Source organism: Paraburkholderia sp. (genome assembly GCF_035501035.1).
Lineage (GTDB): Bacteria > Pseudomonadota > Gammaproteobacteria > Burkholderiales > Burkholderiaceae > Paraburkholderia.
Genome location: NZ_DATJWR010000268.1, coordinates 20,344 through 42,167 on the forward strand (window position 1 = coordinate 20,344; position 21,824 = coordinate 42,167).

General features: G+C 66.5%; 17 protein-coding genes and 1 riboswitch. Of the genes, 5 read left to right on the plus strand and 12 right to left on the minus strand.

Annotated elements, in window-relative coordinates:
* Nucleotides 1-95: 95 nt before the first annotated feature.
* Nucleotides 96-2,945, plus strand: coding sequence for an ATP-dependent Clp protease ATP-binding subunit (locus VMJ11_RS19765; protein WP_325621070.1), 2,850 nt, complete (start codon nucleotides 96-98; stop codon nucleotides 2,943-2,945).
* Between the two features lie 75 nt (nucleotides 2,946-3,020).
* On the opposite strand, the gene VMJ11_RS19770 is transcribed toward VMJ11_RS19765, so the two are convergent.
* Together VMJ11_RS19770 and VMJ11_RS19775 are read right to left on the minus strand one after the other, a co-directional pair.
* The gene (locus VMJ11_RS19770; RefSeq protein ID WP_325621071.1) at nucleotides 3,021-5,312 is read right to left on the minus strand and encodes an ATP-dependent DNA helicase; all 2,292 of its coding nucleotides are present in this window, start codon (nucleotides 5,310-5,312) and stop codon (nucleotides 3,021-3,023) included.
* Nucleotides 5,309-7,072 (minus strand): VRR-NUC domain-containing protein, encoded by a 1,764-nt coding sequence (locus VMJ11_RS19775; protein WP_325621072.1) that lies wholly within the window; start codon nucleotides 7,070-7,072, stop codon nucleotides 5,309-5,311. The genes VMJ11_RS19770 and VMJ11_RS19775 overlap by 4 nt, the downstream gene beginning before the upstream one ends.
* 192 nt (nucleotides 7,073-7,264) lie before the next feature.
* Between VMJ11_RS19775 and VMJ11_RS19780 the strand changes: the two genes are divergently transcribed.
* Entirely contained in the window at nucleotides 7,265-7,852 is a 588-nt protein-coding gene (locus VMJ11_RS19780; protein WP_325621073.1) for a hypothetical protein, read from the plus strand.
* 114 nt (nucleotides 7,853-7,966) lie between these two features.
* On the opposite strand, the gene VMJ11_RS19785 is transcribed toward VMJ11_RS19780, so the two are convergent.
* Nucleotides 7,967-9,271: a DUF3443 domain-containing protein gene (locus VMJ11_RS19785; RefSeq protein WP_325621074.1), complete on the minus strand. Its 1,305-nt coding sequence runs from the start codon at nucleotides 9,269-9,271 to the stop codon at nucleotides 7,967-7,969.
* The gene (locus VMJ11_RS19790) at nucleotides 9,268-9,741 is read right to left on the minus strand and encodes a DUF2844 domain-containing protein (RefSeq protein ID WP_325621075.1); all 474 of its coding nucleotides are present in this window, start codon (nucleotides 9,739-9,741) and stop codon (nucleotides 9,268-9,270) included. The genes VMJ11_RS19785 and VMJ11_RS19790 overlap by 4 nt, the downstream gene beginning before the upstream one ends.
* A 376-nt stretch (nucleotides 9,742-10,117) precedes the next feature.
* Here VMJ11_RS19790 and bamC point away from each other — a divergent pair, with 376 nt between their 5' ends.
* Entirely contained in the window at nucleotides 10,118-11,362 is a 1,245-nt protein-coding gene (bamC, locus tag VMJ11_RS19795; protein ID WP_325621076.1) for an outer membrane protein assembly factor BamC, read from the plus strand.
* A 101-nt stretch (nucleotides 11,363-11,463) separates the two neighbouring features.
* Here the strand turns inward: bamC and VMJ11_RS19800 are convergent, their stop codons facing one another.
* The 6 genes from VMJ11_RS19800 to VMJ11_RS19825 form a co-directional block, all read right to left on the minus strand.
* A complete protein-coding gene (locus VMJ11_RS19800; protein ID WP_325621077.1) occupies nucleotides 11,464-13,062 on the minus strand; it encodes an L-lactate permease in 1,599 nt (532 codons plus the stop codon).
* Between the two features lie 365 nt (nucleotides 13,063-13,427).
* On the minus strand, nucleotides 13,428-13,862 hold the full coding sequence (locus VMJ11_RS19805) for a hypothetical protein (protein ID WP_325621078.1): 435 nt from the start codon (nucleotides 13,860-13,862) through the stop codon (nucleotides 13,428-13,430).
* Between the two features lie 352 nt (nucleotides 13,863-14,214).
* Complete coding sequence (locus VMJ11_RS19810) at nucleotides 14,215-14,436, minus strand: glycine zipper 2TM domain-containing protein (RefSeq protein ID WP_325621079.1); 222 nt, start codon at nucleotides 14,434-14,436, stop codon at nucleotides 14,215-14,217.
* 353 nt (nucleotides 14,437-14,789) lie between these two features.
* Nucleotides 14,790-16,721 (minus strand): phosphomethylpyrimidine synthase ThiC, encoded by a 1,932-nt coding sequence (gene thiC, locus VMJ11_RS19815; protein ID WP_325621080.1) that lies wholly within the window; start codon nucleotides 16,719-16,721, stop codon nucleotides 14,790-14,792.
* A gap of 195 nt (nucleotides 16,722-16,916) precedes the next feature.
* Nucleotides 16,917-17,046, minus strand: a riboswitch (TPP riboswitch).
* Between the two features lie 86 nt (nucleotides 17,047-17,132).
* Entirely contained in the window at nucleotides 17,133-17,540 is a 408-nt protein-coding gene (locus VMJ11_RS19820) for a GreA/GreB family elongation factor (protein ID WP_325621081.1), read from the minus strand.
* Between the two features lie 487 nt (nucleotides 17,541-18,027).
* Nucleotides 18,028-18,198, minus strand: coding sequence for a hypothetical protein (locus VMJ11_RS19825; RefSeq protein WP_325621082.1), 171 nt, complete (start codon nucleotides 18,196-18,198; stop codon nucleotides 18,028-18,030).
* 132 nt (nucleotides 18,199-18,330) lie between these two features.
* On the opposite strand from VMJ11_RS19825, the gene VMJ11_RS19830 reads away from it, so the two are divergent.
* Nucleotides 18,331-19,260, plus strand: coding sequence for an EamA family transporter (locus VMJ11_RS19830; protein WP_414694431.1), 930 nt, complete (start codon nucleotides 18,331-18,333; stop codon nucleotides 19,258-19,260).
* Nucleotides 19,261-19,483: 223 nt separating this feature from the next.
* On the opposite strand, the gene VMJ11_RS19835 is transcribed toward VMJ11_RS19830, so the two are convergent.
* A complete protein-coding gene (locus VMJ11_RS19835) occupies nucleotides 19,484-19,621 on the minus strand; it encodes an entericidin A/B family lipoprotein (RefSeq protein WP_325621084.1) in 138 nt (45 codons plus the stop codon).
* A gap of 292 nt (nucleotides 19,622-19,913) precedes the next feature.
* Here VMJ11_RS19835 and VMJ11_RS19840 point away from each other — a divergent pair, with 292 nt between their 5' ends.
* On the plus strand, nucleotides 19,914-20,456 hold the full coding sequence (locus tag VMJ11_RS19840; protein WP_325621085.1) for a ferritin-like domain-containing protein: 543 nt from the start codon (nucleotides 19,914-19,916) through the stop codon (nucleotides 20,454-20,456).
* Nucleotides 20,457-20,508: 52 nt separating this feature from the next.
* On the opposite strand, the gene VMJ11_RS19845 is transcribed toward VMJ11_RS19840, so the two are convergent.
* Nucleotides 20,509-21,723 carry an MFS transporter gene (locus VMJ11_RS19845; protein ID WP_325621086.1) on the minus strand — a complete coding sequence of 405 codons (1,215 nt, stop codon included), beginning with the start codon at nucleotides 21,721-21,723 and terminating at the stop codon, nucleotides 20,509-20,511.
* Nucleotides 21,724-21,824 lie beyond the last annotated feature (101 nt).

Sequence of the window (21,824 nt, forward strand, 5' to 3'; positions counted from 1 at the left end):
GTCGCTCATCAGGCGCACCTGCTGCACTGACTGTCGGGTCGCGCCGAATCGCGCCGCAAGTTGTAGCGCGATTGCGAACTGGAGACAAGCCGACCATGCCCACTCTCTGCGAAATCTGTCATGCGAGGCCCGCTATCGCACGCGTGACTGTCGTGCAAAACGGCCAGCGCAAGTCGATGTCGATCTGCGATTACGACTATCGCCAACTGATGCGTCACCAAAGCATGCTCAACCCGTTCGACTCGCTGCTGGGCGGCAGCGGCCTGTCGCGCTTCTTCGGCGGTCCCGGCGGCGAGGGCGAACACGACGACGAGGAGCGTGGCCTCGCGGCCGAGGTGCCGCGCGAATCCGTGGACGCCACCGACGCCTTCAGCGAGCAGACGCTGGAAATCCTCCAGCGAGCCGCGGAGAAGGCGCACGAACTGCAGCGCAATGAACTCGACACCGAGCATCTTCTCTACGTGCTTGCTGATACCGACGTTTGCGCAGCACTGCTTAAGGAATTGAAACTCTCGCCGCAGGACATCAAAGGCTATATCGACCAGCATGCGCAGAAGGGCACCGCCGGCCCTGATGCGTCCATCGAGAAGATGACGATCTCGCCGCGTCTGAAAAAGGCATTTCAGTTCGCGTTCCAGGCGTCGCGCGATCTCGGGCATTCGTACGTTGGCCCGGAGCATCTGCTGATCGGTCTTGCCGCGGTGCCCGACAGCATCGCGGGCACGTTGCTCAAGAAGTACGGCGTGACGCCCGAGGCGCTGCGCCAGAAAGTCGTGAAGGTGGTGGGCAAAGGGGCCGAGGACGGCCGCGTCGAGGCGCCTACGGGCACGCCCACGCTCGACAAGTTCGGCCGCGACCTCACGGCAATGGCGCGGCAAGGCAAGCTCGACCCGGTGCTCGGGCGTGCGCAGGAGATCGAGAGCACGATCGAGGTGCTGGCGCGTCGCAAGAAGAACAACCCGGTGCTGATCGGCGAGCCGGGCGTGGGCAAGACGGCGATCGTGGAAGGGCTTGCGCAGCGCATCGTCAACGGCGATGTGCCGGAGGTGCTGCGCGGCAAGCGGCTGGTCGAAGTCAACATCAACTCGATGGTCGCGGGCGCGAAGTACCGCGGCGAGTTCGAAGAGCGCGCGAAGCAGCTGATCGACGAAGTGAGCGCAAAGCACGACGAGCTCATTCTCTTCATCGATGAACTGCACACCATCGTCGGCGCGGGGCAGGGCGGCGGCGAAGGCGGCCTTGACATTGCGAACGTGCTCAAGCCCGCGCTCGCGCGCGGCGAGCTGAGCTTGATCGGCGCGACCACGCTCAACGAGTACCAAAAGTACATCGAAAAGGACGCAGCGCTCGAACGGCGCTTTCAGCCCGTACTCGTGCCGGAGCCCACGGTGGAGCAGACCATCGTGATCCTGCGCGGGTTGCGCGACAAGCTCGAGGCGCATCACCAGGTGACCTTCGCCGACGACGCGTTCGTGGCCGCCGCCGAAATGTCGGATCGCTACATCACCTCACGCTTTTTGCCCGACAAGGCCATCGACCTGATCGATCAGGCGGCCGCGCGCGTGCGCATCGGCTCGACCTCGCGCCCGGCCGACATGCAGGAGCTCGAAGCGGAGATCGCGCAACTGAAGCGCGAACAGGACTATGCGGCTTCGCGCAAGCGCTTCGACGAAGCCAAGGGTTTCGAGGAGCGCATCAACGAGAAGCAGGTCGAGCTGGACGAGCTCACCGAGGCGTGGCAGCGCAAGACGGGTTCGGAAACGCTCGAAGTCACCGTTGCCTCGATCGCGGAGGTGGTGTCGCGCCTGACGGGCATTCCCGTTGCGGAGCTCACGCAGGAAGAGCGCCAGAAACTGCTGAAGATGGAGGAGACGCTGCGCGAGCGCGTGGTGGGTCAGGACGACGCGGTGGCGGCGGTGAGCGACGCCGTGCGTCTTTCGCGTGCGGGTCTTGGCCAGGAGCATCGGCCGATCGCGACGTTCCTGTTTCTCGGGCCCACGGGCGTCGGCAAGACGGAGCTCGCGAAAGCGCTCGCGGAAACGGTGTTCGGCGACGAGCAGGCCATCATCCGCATCGACATGAGCGAGTATATGGAGCGCCATGCGGTGGCGCGCCTGATCGGTGCGCCGCCGGGCTACGTGGGCTACGACGAGGGTGGTCAGCTCACCGAGCGCGTGCGTCGGCGCCCCTATAGCGTGATCCTGCTCGACGAGATCGAGAAGGCGCACGCGGATGTCTACAACGTGCTGCTGCAGGTGTTCGACGATGGGCGCCTCACCGACGGCAAGGGCCGCGTGGTCGACTTCAGCAATACGATCCTGATCGCCACGAGCAACCTGGGCGCGTCGATCATCATGGGCAATCTCGAGCGCCCAGAGAAGTCGCGCATGGACGACAAGAAGGTTCGCGAAGAACTCATGAAGGTGCTCAAGGGCCATTTCCGGCCCGAGTTCCTCAATCGCATCGACGAGATCATCGTGTTCCACGCGCTCTCGCGCACCAACATCCGCGCGATCGTGCAGATCCAGCTCGAACGCGTCACGCGCACGGCGGCCGCGCAGGGTATCGCGCTCTATATGGGTGAAACGCTCGTCGATCATCTCGTGGAAGCCGGCTATCAACCGGAGTTCGGCGCGCGGGAGCTCAAGCGGCAGATTCGCCAGTCAGTGGAGACGCGTCTCGCCAAGGAAATACTCGGTGGCGCGCTGCAGTCGGGCGATACCGTCGAGATCGGCTACGACAAGGCGAACGACGAGGTAACGATCAACAAGGTGGCGTTCCCGCCCGACGTTAAGGATAGCAAACCGACGAAGAAGGCAAAGAAGGGCGAAACGCCGCCTGTCGAAGAGGTCGCGCCCGAAATTGCCGCGGACGACATGGAAGGCGACCCGCCTCCGCCCCCGAAAAAGAGCAGCAAGGGCGCGGGCAAGGCGAAGCCGGCCTGAACGGGGCGAGAGACGGCTGGCGCGGCGCAAGGCGCGCCAGCCGTTTTTTTCGCCCTGGTTGATATGGACTCTTAACTAACTGGACATGATGCGCCACCATGCGGGCAGCAGCGCGCGCACGTCCGGCTGCCCGAAGCGGTCGTCTAGCAGATGCACGACGCCGCGATCGTGCTCGGTGCGGATCACGCGGCCCGCGGCCTGTACGACCTTGCGCAGGCCGGGAATCAGATACGTGTAGTCGAAGCCCGCGCCGTAGAGCGTGTCCATGCGCGCGCGCATCGCCTCGTTCACGGGGTTCACTTGCGGCATGCCGAGCGTCGCGATGAACGTGCCGATGAGGCGCGTGCCCGGCAGGTCGATGCCCTCGCCGAACGCGCCGCCCAGTACCGCGAAGCCGATACCGCAGCCGCCTTGCGCGAAGCGCGCGACGAAGGCCTGCTGGCCGGCTTCGTCCATGGTGCGCGATTGCCGCCAGACATCCACTTGCGGGTGGCGCGCCGTGAACGCGTCGGCGGCTTGCTGGAGATACTCGTAGCTGCTGAAAAAGCACAGATAGTTGCCGGGACGCTCGGCATATTGCGCGGCCACGCGCGCCACGAGTGCGTCGAGCGAACGCTCGCGGTCCTTATAGCGCGTCGAGATCTGGCGCGCGATGTGCACGTCGAGCTGCTCGGCGCGAAACGGCGTCTCGATGTCGACGCTCACCGTGTTGGGCGGCAGGCCGAGCATGTCGGCGTAGTAGTGCGTGGGCGAGAGCGTGGCCGAAAAGAGCGTGAGACTGTGCGCCGCCGCGATGCGCGCGCGCAAGGCGTCCGCCGGGACGATGTTGCGGATCGCGAGCGTCGAGCGCGGGCGGCGCGCGCTCTGGCCCGGCACAGGCGTCACGTCGAAGAGCGAATGGGTGTCGAAACGCTCGGCGATGCGCGTGAAGTGCAGGGCGTCGAAATAAAAGCGCTCCAGCTCGGGGTCGCGCATGAGCGCGGGTTCGGCGAGCTGATCGCCTATCGCGCCGATCACGTCGCCGAGCGCCGCAACGAGGCCTTCGGGCAAGGTGTCGCTCGCGCGCCATGCGCCAGGCTGCACAGCGTTCTGCGCGTTCCAGTGCTTCTGCAGACGCGCGAGCGCGCGCTTGAGCGGCGCGCCCGCCGAGCGGCGCACGGCGTCGATGCGCGTCTGCACGAGTTCTGCCGAGTACATCGCGCGGGCGCGCTCGGGCAGGTTGTGCGCCTCGTCCACGAGCACGCTCGCGCGCCACTGGTTGTGCGCGGCGAGCATGAACAGCATTGCGCTCGTGTCGAACCAGTAGTTGTAGTCGCCGACGATCACGTCGCTCCAGCGCGCGAGCTCCTGGCCGAGGTAATAGGGGCATACGGCATGCACGCTCGCCACTTCGCGCAGCGCCGCGCGATCGAGTCGCACGCGTTCGAGCGCCGCCGCGCGCGCCGCCGGCAATCGATCGTAGAACCCGCGTGCGAGCGGGCACGATTCGCCGTGGCACGCCGCTTCGGGATGCTCGCAAGCCTTCTCGCGCGCAACGAGTTCGAGCACGCGCAGGGGCAGCAGCGCCGGTGCGGAATCTGCGGCCCGCTCGCCGTGCGTGTTGGCGAGCGTGTGAAGGGCGTCGAGCGCCAGTTGGCGCCCCGAACTTTTCGCGCTCAGAAAGAGCACCTTGTCGATTGCGGCGCGCGGGCAGGCCTTCAATTGCGGAAACAGCGTGCCGATGGTCTTGCCGATGCCGGTGGGCGCCTGCGCGAGCAGGCAGCGCCCCTGCGTCGCCGCGCGCCAGACGGCTTCGGCGAGCTCGCGCTGACCGTGGCGAAAGGCCGGATGAGGCAGAGCCAGCGCGGAGAGCGCTTCGTCGCGCGCGGTGCGGTGCGCGGCTTCCTGCTCGGCCCACGCGACGAAGCGGCGGCATTGCGCTTCGAACGCGGCGCGCAGATCCGGCGCGCGTGCCTGCTCGACGAGCGCCGTCTCGCGGCCCGAGCCGATGTCGTAGTACACGAGCGCGAGCTCCACCGTTTCGAGGCCGAGCTTCTCGCACAGCAGCGCCCCATACGCGCGCAACTGCGCCCAGTGCAGCGCGCGCTGGTTCTCGCGCATCGCGTCGAGGTCGCCCCGATAAGTCTTGAACTCTTCGAGCCGCTGCCGCGCCGGATCGTAGCCGTCCGCGCGGCCGCGCACGGTGAGCGTGCCGAACGTGCCGGAGAGCGCGATTTCGGTTTCGTAGCCGGGCGGGCGGCGCGCGGCGATGGCCGCGTGACCGGCGCGGCCATCGCTCGCGTCGGGCGAGGGCGTGAAGCGCAGGTCGAGGTCGCCGCGCTTCGCGGTGAACTCGCACAGCGTGCGCACGGCGACGGTGTAGCTCATGGCGCGGGCATTGGCTGCGCAGTGGCGCGATCGCCCATTTCGGTCGGCCAGCGCACCTGCAGTACGGAGACCGGCATGCCGTGCGTCGCGCAGTACGCGAGCCAGCGGCGCTGGTTGTCCTGCAGCCGGTCGCCGGGGCCCTTCACTTCGATCAGCTCGTAGCGCCGCTGCCGTGGCCAGAAGCGCACGAGATCGGGCAGGCCCGAACGGTTGGCCACCGGTTCGCGCAGCAGGCGCTCGAACCATAGGCGCAGATGCGTGGCCGGAAAGCAGTCGAGCGCGAGCGTGAGCAACTCGTCGCCGAGCGCGGGCCATGCAACGAAGGGCGACTGGATGCCGGTTTTTTCCGTGTAGCGCCGCAGGATCGACTCCCGGTACGCGTGGGTTTCGAGTTCGGCGAGGCAGGCTTCGAACTGCGCGGCGCGGCGTGCGACGAAGTCGGCGGCATGCAGGTCGGCGGGGCCGCGCTGGAACGGATGGAAGAACGCACCCGGCAGCGGCGCGAATAGCGCGGGCCAGCACAGAAGGCCGAAGAGGGCGTTGATCAGCGTGTTCTCGACGTAGAACACGGGGGCGTGCGGCGCGGCGAGCGAGGCTCGCGCGGCCTCCTCGACGCGCAGGCCCACGGGCGCCGCCGGCAGCGTGAGTTCGAGCTGCGTGAATTGTGGCGCGGCAATGGCGGCGGCGCTCGATGAGGCTGCCTTCGGTTTTGCGCGCACGCGTGCGAGACGCCCAAGCGTGCGCGCTGCGCGTTGGGCTTCTTCCTCGCTTTCTGGCGCATCGGCGATGGCCTGGGCGAGCGCGAGGGCTTCGTCGCGGCGGTTCAGTTGCTCCAGCACGCGCACGCGCCGGTAGCGCGACTCGGGGTGTGCGCAGCCGACGTAGGCGCGCCACGCGAGTTCAGGCTCACCCGCGCGCTCCGCGGCCAGTCCCGCCGCGTGGCGCAGCTTGTCGTGGCGCGCGCGCAGCCACGCATTGGCTTGCGTGCGCGGGGCAAGGGCGTCGAGCGAGGCGAGCGTCGCGGCGATTGCGGTGGCGACCGTCGTGGTGACCGCCGTGGCGGCGTCGAAGTCCGCAGCCTGCGCAGCGTGGTCGAGGCCATCGCGGCAATCGCGTAGCGCGAGATATACGTCGATGTCCGCGCGGCGCTGGAACGCGCGCGAGGTCGCGTCGAAGGGCACGCGCTCGTAGCGATAGACGCCGAGCTCGGCGAGCACGAACTCCGACCAGTCCTGATGCAGGTTGCCGAAAAACATGAGTCGCAGACGCTCGCACAGCGGTGCGGCGGCGAACAGCAGCACGGTGTCGCGCGAAGCCGGGAACCAGGCGCGCCACGCGCGCGGCTCGGGCGCGGCGGCGTAGAGCGTTTCGAGCGTGGCCGCGCGGGTTGCGCGCGCTTCGAGCGCAATGCCGAGGTGCGCGGCGAGCGCCTGAAGCTCGGCCTTCGTCGCGAGTGGCGCGAGCGCTTCGAGTTCCAGCGTGGGTGAGTCGTCGAGCCAGCGTACCGCGACGAGCGGCGCGGCGGCCGCGAGCGGGCAGCCGATTTCGTCGTAAGCGAGCCGGCTCGCGCGGAAATGCGGACCCTTGCGCATCAGCATGCGAACGAAGAGCGCGCGCGAAACTTGCGGCATGCGCGCGAAATCGTCGACGAAGCGGCGCTCGGCGTCGTCGAACAGGTCGGCGCAGCGCTCGTCGAGCCACGCAAGCGCGCGCTCGAAGTTCGTGAGGTAATAGAACGGATCGGGAGAGTCGGGAAACACGCGCGGCACTGTACGGATATACAGCAGCGATGATAGCAGGCTCGGGCGCCAGCGCCTCGAATCGTCCGGGCCCCGCAGCCATGGGTGCGAGGGCGGGCGGCGCGAGCGGCGTAAGAGTGGGCGACGCGAGCGCCGTAAGGGATTGCCCGGCCCTTACGCTACAATTGCCGCAGCCTGAAAAACGGAAGAGCGATGAACAAACGGAACGCATGTTTCGCCGGCCTGGCGGCCGCCGTCACCCTGCTCGCGGGATGCGCGGCGCAATACCGTAATCCCGACGCCTGCGAAGAGGAGATGCGTAACCGCCTTGCCAAAACGACGCTCGGCGAGCTGAAAGTCACGCATAGCGCGACGACGTATCGCGGCACGCGCGTCGTGATCGAAGGGAGGCTCGAGCATGGTGCGGCGAGCGCCGTAGCGGCGTCGTCTGCATACGCGGCGCAGGCGGCGCAAACGGCATCGGGCGCGGTGTATGCCTCGTCAGCCGCGCCGGTGAGCGCGCCTCAAGCGTCGGCGATCACGGCGCCCTCAGCTGTCGCCGCCGTGGTGCCCGGCATGATGGCCGTTCCGTCGTCGCCGGCCGTCGCAACCGGAGGCGGCGCCCAGGACACACCAACCACGCCAGTCGCCATACTCGCCGCGAAACTCGGCATCAGGAAGCACCCGGTGACCGCTGCGGCCGCGGAGTGCATCTTCAACGAGTCCGGCCTCACGGCATTCCGTTGGCTCGCGCCGGCGGCCCTCGCGAAAACCACGCCCGCCCCGAACGCCGCCGACTAGCGCGGCGAAAGCGCCACGCGGCGGCGCTTTGCGGATCCTCGGCAAGCCTGGCGCGTCACGCGTGTTCATGGCGGCTTCGCAGGACGCCTTCGCCGTCCATGTCCGCCGGCGCGCTCAGAACGCAAAGAACGGACCGGGACCGGCGGGCGTGTTCTGTGCCTCGATTGCCGTGAATATGCGTCGCCCGTAGAAGAACGGCAGTCCCCAGCCGAACACGCGAGAGGTGTAGGCCGCCAGATTATCGAAAGCCCAGTTGCCGCTGCCGAAGAGTGTCTGCGCGTTCGTTACCGAGAGGTCCACGGAAGCGCTCACGCCATCGGTGCCGGAGATCGTCGCGCCGAGGCTCACGGGCGAACTCGGGCAATACCAGACGCCGCAGCGCGTTAGCGTCGAACTGCTGAAGAACAGCGCGTTCGAGCCGCTGTCGAGGTAGCTTTGCGCGTAGACGGAGCCGTCGGATGTCGTCGTGCGCACGTAGCCCGTGCCCGTGTTCGAGCGCAGCACGGTCGCGCTGCCGAGCGCGTTGTTCGACTGCGAGCCGATACCGAAGATCAGTGAACCACTAATCGAAGACGCGCCGCTGTCGGCCACGGCGGGCAGGTCGATCACGACGCCGTTGTTGTCGGTGGCGAAGTTCGCCACCGGATTGCTGACCTGTTGTGCGAGTGGTTGAACACTCGGCGTGCAACCACTCGCCGGGCATGTGTAATACCACGAGGGCAGCGCCGTATTGACACAGCCCGCACCGCAATCGGCATTGAACGGACCCACGCCGAGAATGCCGTTCGCGCGCAGCGTGGCGGGGCTGTTCATCGCGAGGCCGAGGCCCGCGCAGCCGGATGGCGCGGCGGGCACCGCGGGGTCGGCGATCACCTGGATGGGGAGCGACGCGGCGACTTCACCCGCGAGCTTCACGTCGGCGCGGCGCACCGCGCCCCACGTATAGCCCGTGCCGAACGCGGAGCATGCGCCCGCAGGGTCGGAGCCCGCGCCCGCCGGCACCGCAGGCAGCGCGAAGCCCGCCGGCAGCGCCGAGGCGAGCAGGCGCAAGCCCTGCGAGCCGGTATCGACCTGCACGTTGTCGATGGTCGCGCAGTCGGTGGTGCCCGGCACGCAGACCATGACGCTCGTCATCAGCATGTTGCGTGTCGAGGTGGGCGTGGAGCTGACCGTCACGGCAACGACGTTGGGGGTGCTGGATTGCGCCACGGTGCCGTTCGTGTTGCCGGGCGGTGTCGTGCTTCCCGTGTTCGCCGTGCTGCCGGTGCCCGGCGCACTGGCGGCCGCGGAGCCGCTCGCGTCCGCGCCGGCCGGGCTGGAACCACCGCCGCCGCAGGCGCTCAGCGCCGCGCAGAGCGCGAACGCGCCGATTTGCGCGACGCCCGGCGCGCGCGCGAATCGCTGCGGCCGGGCGCTCATTGCAGATCTCCTTCGCTGACGCCCGCGGGCAGCGCGGCGGGTAGCCACGCGCGTCCCATGTAGGCGCGCATGTGGCCGCTGGTCTCGACCACGACACGAGCGCCGTCCACGCGCGCGGTGTGCAGGTCGTCGCGCCCACTTGCGCGCTGGGCGGCGGCGTCGTTGCGCCAGTCGGCTGCGTAGCGGCCGAGCAGCGTGTCGAGGTTCGGTTGCGTCGGCCCCTGCCAGGTGTAGGCGAAGATCGTGCCGGTGCCGCTCGTCACGTATTCGTTGATTTGCGTGCCGCCGCCGTCGAGGTAGCTGACAACTTGTGCGGCACCACCCGCGAGGGTGCGGGTGGTGGCGCCTGCCGGCACCGATGCGGCTTCGCCGAGCGCGGCGTGCGCCGGCGCTGCGGCGAGACACAGGCCGCCTAATGCGCAAGCGAAGGCCGCGGCGCGGCCCGCCTGTATGAGGCTGTAAGTTTTCATTGACGGTCTCCGGTCCTGCGCTGTGTAAGCTTCTTTTTTGAGATTTCATGGGCAAATTAGCATCAGGGAAAGTCTCGCAAGACGCCCGCGCTGAAAGCACGGCCTCACGCAAACTGGCGCCAGGTCCGGAGTCGAGGCTAATTACGTTGATAAAAAAGGAGATTTTCAGTTTGGAGGCGGATGCCGATCGTCGATTTGAATGTTGACAAATGTTACGTAGGAATGATTTGGGGTCGGTGCAGCCGCTGCTGGGGCGGGTCCCCTTCCCCGAAAGCGTCGCGCTGCCGCGGTTTTTGCACAGCGGGCCGCTGGCCCGGTAAAATGGTTGGTTGATCCACGGAAACTGGCCGTGGCGTAGCCGAAGGATTACCCGAACATGAGTGATTTTCATCAACGTCTTGCCACGCGCGCGGTTGCGCTCCTGATGGCGGGCGGGCTGGTCGCCGGCTGCAGCTCGCCGACGCCAGGCAAGATCGATTACCGTAGTGACGCGAAGGCGAAGGAGTCTTCGCTGGCCGTGCCGCCGAACATGCTCGACGAGACGGCCGACCAGCGGTCGCTGCCGCCGCAGGGCGGGGAAACCTCACTGTCGTCGCTGAAGCAGACCCAGGCCGCCGCGCCGGTGTCCGACCAGAGCCAGGTGCTCCCGCAGGTGCCGGGCATGCATATCCAGCGTGACGGCACGGAAAGCTGGCTCGTCATCGACAACCGCACGCCCGACCAGGTGTGGCCGCAGGTGCGCCGCTTCTGGCAGGAGCAAGGCTTCCTGCTGGTGGTCGACCAGCGCGACAAGGGCGTGATGGAAACGGACTGGAACGAAACCCATCCGAAGATCAGCGACGGCCTCGTCCGCAACACGCTCTCGTGGGCCATGGGCAACTCGTACGTGGGCGCCGAGCGCAACAAGTACCGCACGCGTCTCGAAACGTCGTCGGCTGGCGGCACTTACGTGTTCATCAGCCAGAAGGGTTTGAGCGAGCAGGTCACGGGTACCAACAACGACTCCAGCAAGTGGGTGCCCAAGCCCAACGATCCCGCGCTCGAAGCCGAATATCTCAAGCGCCTCATGATGACGCTCGCGAACGCGAAGCCGGGCGTGCCCGACGCGCAGATCGCGGCCGACGCCGACGCGAAGGCCAGCAGCAACTCCGCCTCGAAGTCGAAGATGCCGGACAGCGCGGCGGCGGCCACCGCTGCGCAGAACGTCGCGGCCGTGGGCCAGCAGTCGGGTAGCGGTTCGTCGTCATCGTCTGGCGCGCAAGGCACTTCGGGCCAGTACAGCTCGACCGAACTCACGCTCGGCGAACCGTACGAGCGCGCGTGGGTGCGCGTGGGCATCGCCCTCGATCGCGCCAACTTCACCGTGGACGATCGCGACCGCACGAAGGGCATCTATTACGTGCGCTACGTCGATCCGCAGGACAAGACTTCGGACGAGCAGGGCTTCTGGAATCAGATCTTCCACGGCCGCAAGGAGAAGACCGCGAAGCAGTACAAGCTCAACGTGCGCGCCGTGACCGAGAACCAGACGCGCATCGCGATCGTGGACGACAGCGGCCAGATCGACTCGTCGCGCCCGGCACGCGAGATCATGAACCTCATGGTTGGCGAGCTGCAGTAAGCCTCACGCTCACGCCAGCATTCGCTATTCGCTATTCGCTGGCGCAAAAAAAGCCCGCCTGCGCTTTGTCGCGCAGGCGGGCTTTTTCGTTGCTTGCGCACTCAGTGCGGAATCATCCAGGTCAGCACGTTCTGCTGCAGCCACACGAGTATGCCGAGCAGCACCGTCAGCACGATCGAATGCTTGAAGGTCTTCGCGAATACGTGGCCTTCCTTGCCCTTGAGGTCGGTGGTGGCGACGCCCGTCGCGATGTTTTGCGGCGAGATCATCTTGCCCATCACGCCGCCCGACGAGTTGGTCGCCGCCATCAGAATCGGAGTGAGGTTGAGCTGCTTCGCGGCCACCACCTGCAGGTTGCCGAACAGCGCGTTGCCCGAGGTGTCGCTGCCCGAAAGGAACACCGCCACCCAACCGAGGAAGGCCGAAACGAGCGGGAAGAGCGCACCGACCGAAGCCACCCCGAGGCCGAGCGTATAGGTGAGTCCTGAGTAGTTCATGAGGAACGCGAGCCCGACGATGGTCGCAACGGTCAGGATGGCGATGCGCGTCTGCACCCATGTGTCGACGATCGCACCGCCGAAGTCCGCGGGCTTCAGCCGCACGACGAAAGCGGTGATGATCGCGGCGACGAGAATCGCCGTGCCGGTGGCGAGCGGCTGGAAGTCCCAGATCGCGCCATAGGGCGTCTTGTAGAGCGTGATGAAGACGGCCTTGTCGAGGCCGGGCCACGGCACCTTCACCTCGCCGATCGTGAAGACCTTCACGAGCGTCCACACGATCACGACAGCCGCGACGATGATCCACGGATACCAGCCCTCGGTGCCGGTCACGGCGCCGCGCACCTCGCTCGCGCGGTCGACCTTGATGGCGAAATTCGGGTCCGGCGCCGGTTTCCATACGCGCAGGAACAAGACCGTGAGGATCAGCGAGACGAGCGACGAGAGCACGTCGGTGAGGCTGTAGTTGATGAAGTTCGAGGTCACGAACTGCGTGATGGCGAAACTGCCGCCCGAGACTAGCAGCACCGGCCAGATGCGCAGCATCCCGCCCATGCCCGCGTAGATCGCGATCACGTAGAACGGCAGCAGCAGCGCGAAGAACGGCAACTGACGCCCGACCATCTGCCCGAGCACGTCGGAGGGCAGGTGCGTGACGGCGCCGAGCACGGTGATCGGCACGCCGAGCGCCCCGAACGCCACCGGCGCCGTATTGAAGATGAGCGTGAAGGTGAGGGCTTCGAGCGTGGGGAAGCCGAGCATGATGAGCAGCGAGCTCGTGATGGCGATCGGCGTGCCGAAGCCGGAAATGCCTTCGAACAGCGCGCCGAACGAAAAGCCGATCACGACGAGCACGATGCGCCGGTCGTTGGGCAGATTGTCGAGCAGCCACATGCGAAAGGCCGCGAAGCGACCCGAGCGCAACGCGATGTTGTAAAGCAGGATGGCCGTGACGACGATCCACATGACCGGCCACAGCGCGAACACCGCGCCTGCGAGCACCGCACTGATCGCGAGATTGACCGGGAATTGCCAGCCGGCAATCGCGACGATCAGCCCGACCACGAGGCCCGCGAGCGAGGCCTGCCAGGCGGGCCGGCGCGCCCAGCCGAGCAGGGCGAGCACCGTGGCGATGGGCAGCACGGCCACGATGAACGAGAACGCTAGTGAATTGCCTATGGGAGTCAACAGCTGGTGGAACATTACGTCTCCTTTGTGCTGGTTCGTTATTGGCGCAGCGTTGCGGCGGGCTGTGCCGTCGGCTTTGGAGTGCATTGTCCGGCGAGGCGTGTGGCAGGCGAGGCGGCCACGCAGGCAGGCTTAGTTAAGGCTGTGCTTCAATCCCCGATAGCCCACTTGGAGGATAGAAAACGTAACGCGAGCGTCAAGGAGGGAAAGTACGGTCCGGCACCGTTTGGCCGCGATGCTGGTGGCGCTCCCTGGCGGTGCGGTTGCGTGGCACGTTTGCCGGCACCGCTTAGCGGCACGTTTAGCGGCACCTTTTTTGCGGCGCAGCGAGGGCGCGCAGCGAGTGCGGCCCCGCTGCAGCCTGGATTTGCGTGTCGCCGTTAGTGATGCCAGCTTCCGCCGCCACCCCAGTAGCCGAAGCCGAACGAGACCGCGGGCGCGCCCCATCCCCATGCCGGATACGGATACGCAGGGTAATACGCAGGCCAGGGCGGATACGCAGGCCACACGGGCACGGCGATCGCGACGGGAGGCGAGGCATATAGCGGTCCTGGATATTGCGCATCGGGCATGGCCGCGGGCGCGGGGTTCGGTGCGGTTTGCGCGGCCGCGGTTTCCTGCTGCATGCCCGCCACCGGCACGGTGCCGGGGTAGTAGGGGGCGTAACCGGCGGGGTAGTAATAGCAGCCGGAAAGCGCGAGAAGCGTGCTGGCGGCGGCGCCGAGCTTCAGCGCGTCGCGCAGCATGCGCGTAGCGCGCGGATTGGGGAGCGACGAAGGCGCGGTGGCAATCACATGCACAGACGGGCAATTCATGGCGGGCTCCGCGAACGGGCGAACGGCCGGGCAGGCATACCGTGCCAGGGTTTCAGGCCGTGATCTTTCGAGCTTACGCCGCATGCGCGCGCCTCGCGTTGCGACTCTTTAACCGAATGTTTCGCGTGGCGCTGTCCGCCATCACTTGCAAGCGCAAGCGGCCAAAGCAAACGCGGCGCAGCCCCAGGGAGGGTCTGCGCCGCGCATCCTGCCCTGATGCACGCCGTGTCGCGCGTGTTGCCTGTCGTATCGTTCCTGTTCTGTGCCGTCGCTTCGATCGTGCGGCTAGCCGTTTCGATGGCATAGCCGTACCGCCCGTATCGCCGCGCGTATCGGCTCGGGCTTGCGCGGCTTACTTGCCCACCTGGTTGCCTATCACGCCGCCTACTGCCGCGCCGCCCACCGTGGAGAGCGCATTGCCGCCGACTGCCGCGCCCGCGGCGCCGCCGACGCCCGCGCCGATTACCGTGTCGCGGTCGCGTCTCGACATGTCGTCGCAAGCCGCGAGGCTGCCGAGCACGGCGACGAGCGTCGTCACCGTGAGTAGAGTGCGTGCACGTACGAGGGATTTCATTTTCGGCTCCTGTCGACCAGAGTTTGGCGCCTAAGCTGTCGGCCGGAGTGAGTGCTTCAGCACTTACTCCGGGCCCATGCAAAGCACTTACTCTCGTCACACGCAACGCTGTCGATCACAGTCGGGGCTTTGGCGCCTCGCGCGATCCCAGGCGATGCCGTATTGAGACTGCTGTGCGACATGCGCTGCAGAACACACCGCACCTTCCATACCTGCATCGTAGGCACCCGACCCGTATCCGGGTGTGTGCGCTTGTCAGCGAATTGTCGGAGTCGTTAGAAAATGTTTCGCGCCGGGCGGCGAGCCGCAAGCGGCGGAGCTGCCGCTTGCGCTATCCCGTCGCCATGGAACGCTTACTGCCGCTGATAAATCTCGGCGCCCTGCTTGATGAACTCGACGGCCTTCACTTCCATGCCCTTCTTCAGCGCCTCGTCGTCGCTCACACCCTGCTTCGCTGCGAAGTCGCGCACGTCCTGCGTGATCTTCATCGAGCAGAAGTGCGGGCCGCACATCGAGCAGAAGTGCGCGACCTTCGCCGAGTCCTTGGGCAGCGTCTCGTCGTGGAACTCGCGCGCCTTGTCCGGATCGAGGCCGAGGTTGAACTGATCTTCCCAGCGGAACTCGAAGCGCGCTTTCGAAAGCGCGTTGTCGCGCACCTGCGCGCCCGGATGTCCCTTCGCGAGATCGGCCGCATGCGCCGCGAGCTTGTACGTGATGATGCCTTCCTTCACGTCGTCCTTGTTCGGCAGGCCGAGGTGCTCCTTGGGCGTGACGTAGCAGAGCATTGCCGTGCCGAACCAGCCGATCATCGCCGCACCGATGCCCGAGGTGATGTGGTCGTAGCCCGGCGCGATGTCGGTGGTGAGCGGCCCGAGCGTGTAGAAGGGCGCTTCCTTGCACCAGTCGAGCTGCAGGTCCATGTTCTCCTTGATGAGTTGCATCGGCACGTGACCCGGACCTTCGATCATGACCTGCACATCGTGCTTCCACGCAATCTGCGTGAGCTCGCCGAGCGTCTTCAGCTCGCCGAGCTGCGCTTCGTCGTTGGCGTCGTAGATCGAGCCGGGACGCAGGCCGTCGCCGAGCGAGAAACTCACGTCGTACTCCTTCATGATTTCGCAGATCTCTTCGAAGTGCTCATAAATGAAGGACTCCTTGTGATGCGCGAGGCACCACTTGGCCATGATCGAGCCGCCGCGCGAGACGATGCCCGTCATGCGGTTCGCGGTGAGCGGCACGTATTGCAGGCGCACGCCCGCGTGGATCGTGAAGTAGTCCACGCCTTGCTCGGCCTGTTCGATGAGCGTGTCGCGGAAGATTTCCCATGTGAGGTCTTCAGCTTTGCCGTTGACCTTCTCGAGTGCCTGATAGATCGGCACCGTGCCGATCGGCACCGGCGAGTTGCGCACGATCCACTCGCGCGTTTCGTGAATGTGCTTGCCGGTCGAGAGATCCATGACCGTATCGCCGCCCCAGCGGATGGCCCACGTCATCTTGTCCACTTCCTCGCCGATCGAGGACGTCACTGCCGAGTTGCCGATGTTCGCGTTGATCTTCACGAGGAAGTTGCGCCCGATGATCATCGGCTCGCTTTCCGGGTGATTGATGTTCGCGGGAATGATCGCGCGGCCGCGCGCCACTTCGTCGCGCACGAATTCGGGCGTGATCTCCTGCAGCGCCTCGGCGCCGAACGCGGCCGCGCCGAACGCCTGGCCCGCGTGCTGGCGGCCCATCATCGCTGCGAGCTTCGCGCCGTTCGGGCCGCTTGCCTTCAGGCTTTCCAGATATTCCGCGCGGCGCTGGTTCTCGCGAATCGCAATGAACTCCATCTCGGGCGTGATGATGCCCTGACGCGCGTAGTACATCTGAGTGACGTTCTTGCCGGCTTTCGCGCGGCGCGGCGTGCGATGCAGGCCCGGGAAGCGCAGTTCGGCGGTGGCCGGGTCGGCGGCGCGCTCGCGGCCGTATTCGGAGGAGAGGCCCGGCAGCGCTTCGGTGTCGCCGCGTTTTTCGATCCAGGCCTGGCGCAGTGCGGGGAGGCCCGCGCGAATGTCGATCTTCGCCTCCGGGTCGGTGTACGGGCCCGAGGTGTCGTAGACGTAGATCGGCGGGTTCTTTTCGCCGCCGAAGCCCGTGGGCGTGTCCGACTGCGTGATCTCGCGCATCGGCACGCGGATATCGGGCTGCGACCCGCTCACGTAGATCTTCCGGGAATTGGGCAGCGGCGCGATCGCGGCTGCGTCGACGTGTGCAGTGGCAGAAATGAACTTCGGATTCGCGTTCATGCGACTCTCTCCTATCTCGACCGGCGTCGGCACTTGGGCTTTCGGCCGGAGTTAGTGCTTTTCAGCACTTACTCCGGGCCCGCGCAAAGCGCTGACTTCGGTCCTGTGCAAAGCAATGTGGGAACAGCGGCTTCGCAGGAGACGAGACGGAACGTGAACGGACTTCGCTATGAAGATTTGAGGCACCAGGCGATGCTGCGAAGTCCGGACGCTTCCCTGCGCTGGCATTATCCAGATCAGGTTCAAAGGGTATTTCTCACCCGCGCAATACGCTGCTCGACTTTCGTTCGAAGCGGCGCATGACGCAGGACCCCCGCGTAAGCAGGCCAAACGATACACCCCGCTGCGACGATCTGGCAAGTGCCTTCTCGCGCGAGATGCGCTACGCGTGGCGCTCGGCGTGCGTGGAACTTACAGCGTGAAATCGTTCGAGGCTTCGGGCTGGAACACGATGCGCTCGATCTTCAGCGCCTCGATTGCGCCGCCCGGCGTCGTGAAATGCACGGTGCTGCCGCGTTTCGCGCCGATGAGCGCAAGCCCCGCGGGCGAAAACACGTTGAGCCGGCCGGCATCGACATTGGCGCCTTGTGGATAGACGACGGTGTACGTGAGCGCTTCGCCGGTGCGTTCGTTCACGAGTGTCACCTGCGAGTTCATCGTGACGACATTGGCGGCGACCTCGCGCGGTTCCACGATCACGGCGAGTTCGAGCAGTTCGTCGAGCATGGTCTGGCGCGCGTGCGCGGCGCCGGGCTCGGCGGCGCATTTTTCGAGGCGGGCGACATCGAGCTCGCTGAGATAACGGATTTTCTTAGACATTGCGGTTCTCCTTGCGGTCCAGAAAAAGGGACGATATGTGCACGAAGGATAGATAGCGAAACGTTACAAATGGAACGCGGCACAAATGGGACAAGCGGCACAAAGCGGTATCAGCGGCGCAAACGGATCGGCCCGGAGTCCGACCGAACGGGCTCCGATAAGGCAGGGAGGCAGGTTCAGTGCGGGCGCCGGGCGGCGGGAAGCGGTGTGTGCGGGGCCGGCAGGGCCAGAGGGCGGGTGACGGGAACGCGCGCGTCAGTTCGCATGCGGATCTCCCGCGCGCGCGCGGACGCGCTGCGCAAACTGCGCGGCGGCAAGGCGATGAGAGGGCGCGAGACGAATGGAAGCACGGCGAACGGCTGTTTCGAAAGAAAACTGAAAGATTTTGCCATGCTAGCACGAACTTCCTCCCGTGGCTCACAACATGCCGTCGCATTTTCGTCGCGCGTGGGGGCTCGATTTGCCCCCTTTGTTGTCTTCACCGCCTTCACAGCTTTCGCCGCGTTTGCCGTGCAACAACGCCGTCGCGCATAAAGCGTCCTGAAAGCATCCGAAACGTCAGACCTTGTTGCATAATGCGGGTCGCCCGCTTCGGGTGTCTTTCGTACTCCGTCTTTTTTGCGTCTTTGCGCACCTGCACCATGCCGTCGAGCTTCACCCGTCCCGCCGCATTGCCGCCGGGGCGCCCGCGGTCCGTCTCTTCACCCGCCGCGGCGGTATGACGATGCCTCCCCGTTTGCCATCCCGAGCTTCGACCGGCGTGTGGACCCGATACCTGGCCGTTGTGGCCGTGCAGGGCGCGGCGACGCTCTGGCGTCTCGCACGCGCGGTGCGGCTGCCGCAGTCGCGCAGCGGGCGCGTCGCGCTCTCGCTCGCCGTCGTGTACTTCGTATGGGGCTCGACCTATCTCGGCGTGAAGGTCGCGCTCGATTCGTTCCCGCCGCTCCTGCTCTCCGGCATGCGCAACCTGTTTGCCGGCGTTGGCCTCTTCATCTTCGCGATGCGCCGGCGGCCCGTCATGCCGACGCTCATCGAAGTGCGCAACGCGGGCGTGGTGGGGACGATGCTCGTGGGCCTGTCGAGCGGCATGCTCGCCTACGGCATGCGCACCGTGGGTACGGGCACGGCGGCCGTGATGATCGCCACCGTGCCGCTCTTTGCCACGATGATCTCGGCAGTCACGGGGCGGCACATCGCGAAGGCCGAATGGGCCGCGGTCGCGCTCGGGCTCGTGGGCATCGCGATCCTGAGCCATGGCGGCGGCGCATCGGCCGCAGGCTCCGCGGGCGGCAGTCTCGCGATCCTGTGCGGCGCGCTCTTCTGGGCGATCGGCGCGCATCTGGCCGCGCGGCTCGCGTTGCCGGCCGACCTCTTCATCGCCACGGCGCTGCAGATTGGTCTCGGCGGAGCCATTTCGACGGCGGTGGCGTTGATCAGCGGCGAGCGCATGGCGCCGCTGCATTTCCTGCCGCTTGCCGCATTCTTCTACCTGCTCTTCATCGGCACGATGGCGGCTTACGTCGCCTATGGCTATCTGATACGCCACACGAGTCCACTCGTCGCGAGCAGTTGCATGTATGTGAATCCGGTGGTCGCCGTCGCGCTCGGCGCGCTGCTGCTAGGCGAGCCGGTGACGCGTGGCACGGTGATCGCAACCGTGCTGATCCTTGGCAGCGTGGGGCTGTCGTTCTTGTTCGACGACCGGCGCCGCGCTTCTTGAGATTGTGTGAATTCCTGGGTTGCTGAGGTCGCGCATCCGCTTGCCTTGCGTCACGCGAAAATTGCGTGGCCGACGCACACGAGCGCACATGGGTGCAGCCGCGCCACATAGTCCGCACGCCGCGGCGCGGCCGGTCATCCCACCATCGACTATCGTTGCAGCGGCCAACCGCACCCGCACGGGGCGCGCGCGGGTGGTCGGCGTCATTACTGTCGGTCGCTCACTACTTCGCCTTTTCGGCGGTGTTCGTGATGGCGTGGCCGCCTGCGGAGACGTCCTCGCCGGCGCCCGCGACCGTATTGCAGGCCGACAGCGCTGCGACCGAAGCAGTAACGAGAAAGAGGGCAATCAGGCGTTTCATGAGGAACTCCTCCACGGTGTCAAGGAAGCCCTCATACAGCACTTCGCGTGCCCGGTCATTCGGTATGCCTGGCGCCTCCCGATGCCATGCACCGGTTGCGTCGGGCCCGGCGATTGCGCACAGGGATGCCAGAGCGCGGCGAGTCACCTTCGCTTCCCGCTCGCGGCCGCGAGATCGCCAGGATCCTGTTCGACAGCTTCATCGTGGTCAGGCAGCGGCGAGGCGTGCTGCGTCAATGACGCGCGCAAACTTCTCGGCCCATCCAGGCATTCAACGTTCCAAGGAGAGTCAGATGTCGAAGACACACGCTTCGTTTGATTTCGACCTCAAGCGCGTGCGCGAAGCCGCACGCCACAATCTCGAGCAGGGGTCGGTCACGGCGGGCTACGCTGCGGATCGCGAAACCGTGCTCAAGCTGCTCAACGATTCGCTCGCCACGGAGCTCGTGTGCGTGCTGCGCTACAAGCGGCACTATTTCATGGCGAAGGGCATCGAGTCGGAGTCGGTTGCGGCCGAATTTCTCCAGCATGCGAACGAGGAGCAGCAGCACGCGGACATGCTTGCGGCGCGCATCGTGCAGCTCGGCGGCGAGCCTGACTTCTCGCCCGCGCACCTGAGCGAGCGCTCGCATTCGGAGTACAAGGAGGGCACCGACCTGCACGACATGATCCGCGAGAACCTGATTGCCGAGCGTATCGCCATCGAGAGCTATCGATCGATCATCCAGTACCTGGGGGATGGCGATACCACCACGCGGCGCATCTTCGAGGAGATCCTCGCCGTCGAGGAGGAGCACGCGGACGATATGAGCGACCTGCTCAACGCGGGAAAATAGCGCGGCGAAGTTCCGCGCACGGCGTTGCGCCATGCGCGGGCTGCGGCTGGCGTCAGGAAGAAGCCTGTGCGTCGGCGCTCACGCGCGGGCGCGTCGCGTAGTGGATCCACGCCGCGAGCGCGGTGAACGCGAGGCCGGCCACGCACACGCCGCTCCAGCCGAATGCGTGCCAGGCGGCGACGCCCACGGCCGAGCCGGTCGCGCCGCCAATGAAGTAGCAAACCATGAAGACGGTATTCACGCGGCTGCGCGCCTCGGGGCGCAGCGCGTAGATGCGCGACTGGTTCGAGATCTGCGCGGCCTGCACGCCCACGTCCAGCACGATGACGCCGACCACGAGACCGATCAGGCTCTTGCCCGATACCGCGAAGATGAGAAATGCGACTGCCATGAGCGCGATCGACATCGTGATGACCGCGCGCGTCCCGCGCTTGTCGGCGGAGCGGCCCGCCATCGGCGCGGCGAGCGCACCCGCCGCCCCCACGATGCCAAAGAGGCCCGCCGCCTGCGGCCCGAGATGGAACGGCTCGCCCGCGAGTAGCAGCGTGAGCACGGGCCAGAAGAGGCTGAACGCGGCGAAGAGGCACGCGCCTGTAGCGGAAGCCTCGCGCAGCCCCCGCAGTTCCACCACGAGATGCCACATCGAGCCGAGCAGCTTGCCGTAGCCGAGCGTCGAAGTCGGCTGGCTCTTCGGCAGTTTCTTCACGATCACCAGCGCGAGCACGAGCAGCGCGACGATCGATGCGCCGAACACGGCGCGCCAGCCGAAGAACTGTCCGACGAAACCGGCGGCCGTGCGCGCGAGCAGGATGCCGAGCAGGAGCCCGCTCATCACCGTGCCGACTGCATGGCCACGTGCTTCGGGCGGCGCGAGTTCGGCGGCGAACGGCACGGCCTGTTGCGCAATGGTCGCGACCACGCCGATCGTGAGGCTCGCGCCCACCAGCACGCCAAGCGTTGGCGCGGTGGCCGCGGCGAGCAGGGCGACGCACAGGGCGGCGGTCTGCAGGAGGATGATGCGGCGGCGGTCGTAGCGGTCGCCCAGCGGCGCCAGCAGCAGCATGCCGGCCGCGTAGCCGAGCTGCGTGGCGGCCGGCACGGCGCCGATCCAGGCAGCGCCGGCGGGGAAGCTCTGACGGAAGTCGTCGAGGAGCGGCTGGTTGAAATAGATGTTCGCGACCGTGACGCCCGCGATGGTCGCGAGCAGGAGCAGCAGGCCGCGCAGCGACTGGCTTTCGCCAATGGTTGCGGAATCGGATGTGGACATGTGCGCAGTGCGGGCGGCGCCCGGTAGGAAGGCAGGCTTCGAGCGTGCCGATCATACCGGAGCGCGTGCAATCGCGCTGGCGCCGCCGTGGCCGCGGATGC

Coding starts and splice junctions, on each gene's coding strand:
- VMJ11_RS19765 (WP_325621070.1), top strand. CDS start 96: ATGCCCACTCTCTGCGAAATCTGTCATGCGAGGCCCGCTATCGCACGC.
- VMJ11_RS19770 (WP_325621071.1), bottom strand. CDS start 5,312: ATGAGCTACACCGTCGCCGTGCGCACGCTGTGCGAGTTCACCGCGAAG.
- VMJ11_RS19780 (WP_325621073.1), top strand. CDS start 7,265: ATGAACAAACGGAACGCATGTTTCGCCGGCCTGGCGGCCGCCGTCACC.
- VMJ11_RS19785 (WP_325621074.1), bottom strand. CDS start 9,271: ATGAGCGCCCGGCCGCAGCGATTCGCGCGCGCGCCGGGCGTCGCGCAA.
- VMJ11_RS19790 (WP_325621075.1), bottom strand. CDS start 9,741: ATGAAAACTTACAGCCTCATACAGGCGGGCCGCGCCGCGGCCTTCGCT.
- bamC (WP_325621076.1), top strand. CDS start 10,118: ATGAGTGATTTTCATCAACGTCTTGCCACGCGCGCGGTTGCGCTCCTG.
- VMJ11_RS19800 (WP_325621077.1), bottom strand. CDS start 13,062: ATGTTCCACCAGCTGTTGACTCCCATAGGCAATTCACTAGCGTTCTCG.
- VMJ11_RS19805 (WP_325621078.1), bottom strand. CDS start 13,862: ATGAATTGCCCGTCTGTGCATGTGATTGCCACCGCGCCTTCGTCGCTC.
- VMJ11_RS19810 (WP_325621079.1), bottom strand. CDS start 14,436: ATGAAATCCCTCGTACGTGCACGCACTCTACTCACGGTGACGACGCTC.
- thiC (WP_325621080.1), bottom strand. CDS start 16,721: ATGAACGCGAATCCGAAGTTCATTTCTGCCACTGCACACGTCGACGCA.
- VMJ11_RS19820 (WP_325621081.1), bottom strand. CDS start 17,540: ATGTCTAAGAAAATCCGTTATCTCAGCGAGCTCGATGTCGCCCGCCTC.
- VMJ11_RS19835 (WP_325621084.1), bottom strand. CDS start 19,621: ATGAAACGCCTGATTGCCCTCTTTCTCGTTACTGCTTCGGTCGCAGCG.
- VMJ11_RS19840 (WP_325621085.1), top strand. CDS start 19,914: ATGTCGAAGACACACGCTTCGTTTGATTTCGACCTCAAGCGCGTGCGC.
- VMJ11_RS19845 (WP_325621086.1), bottom strand. CDS start 21,723: ATGTCCACATCCGATTCCGCAACCATTGGCGAAAGCCAGTCGCTGCGC.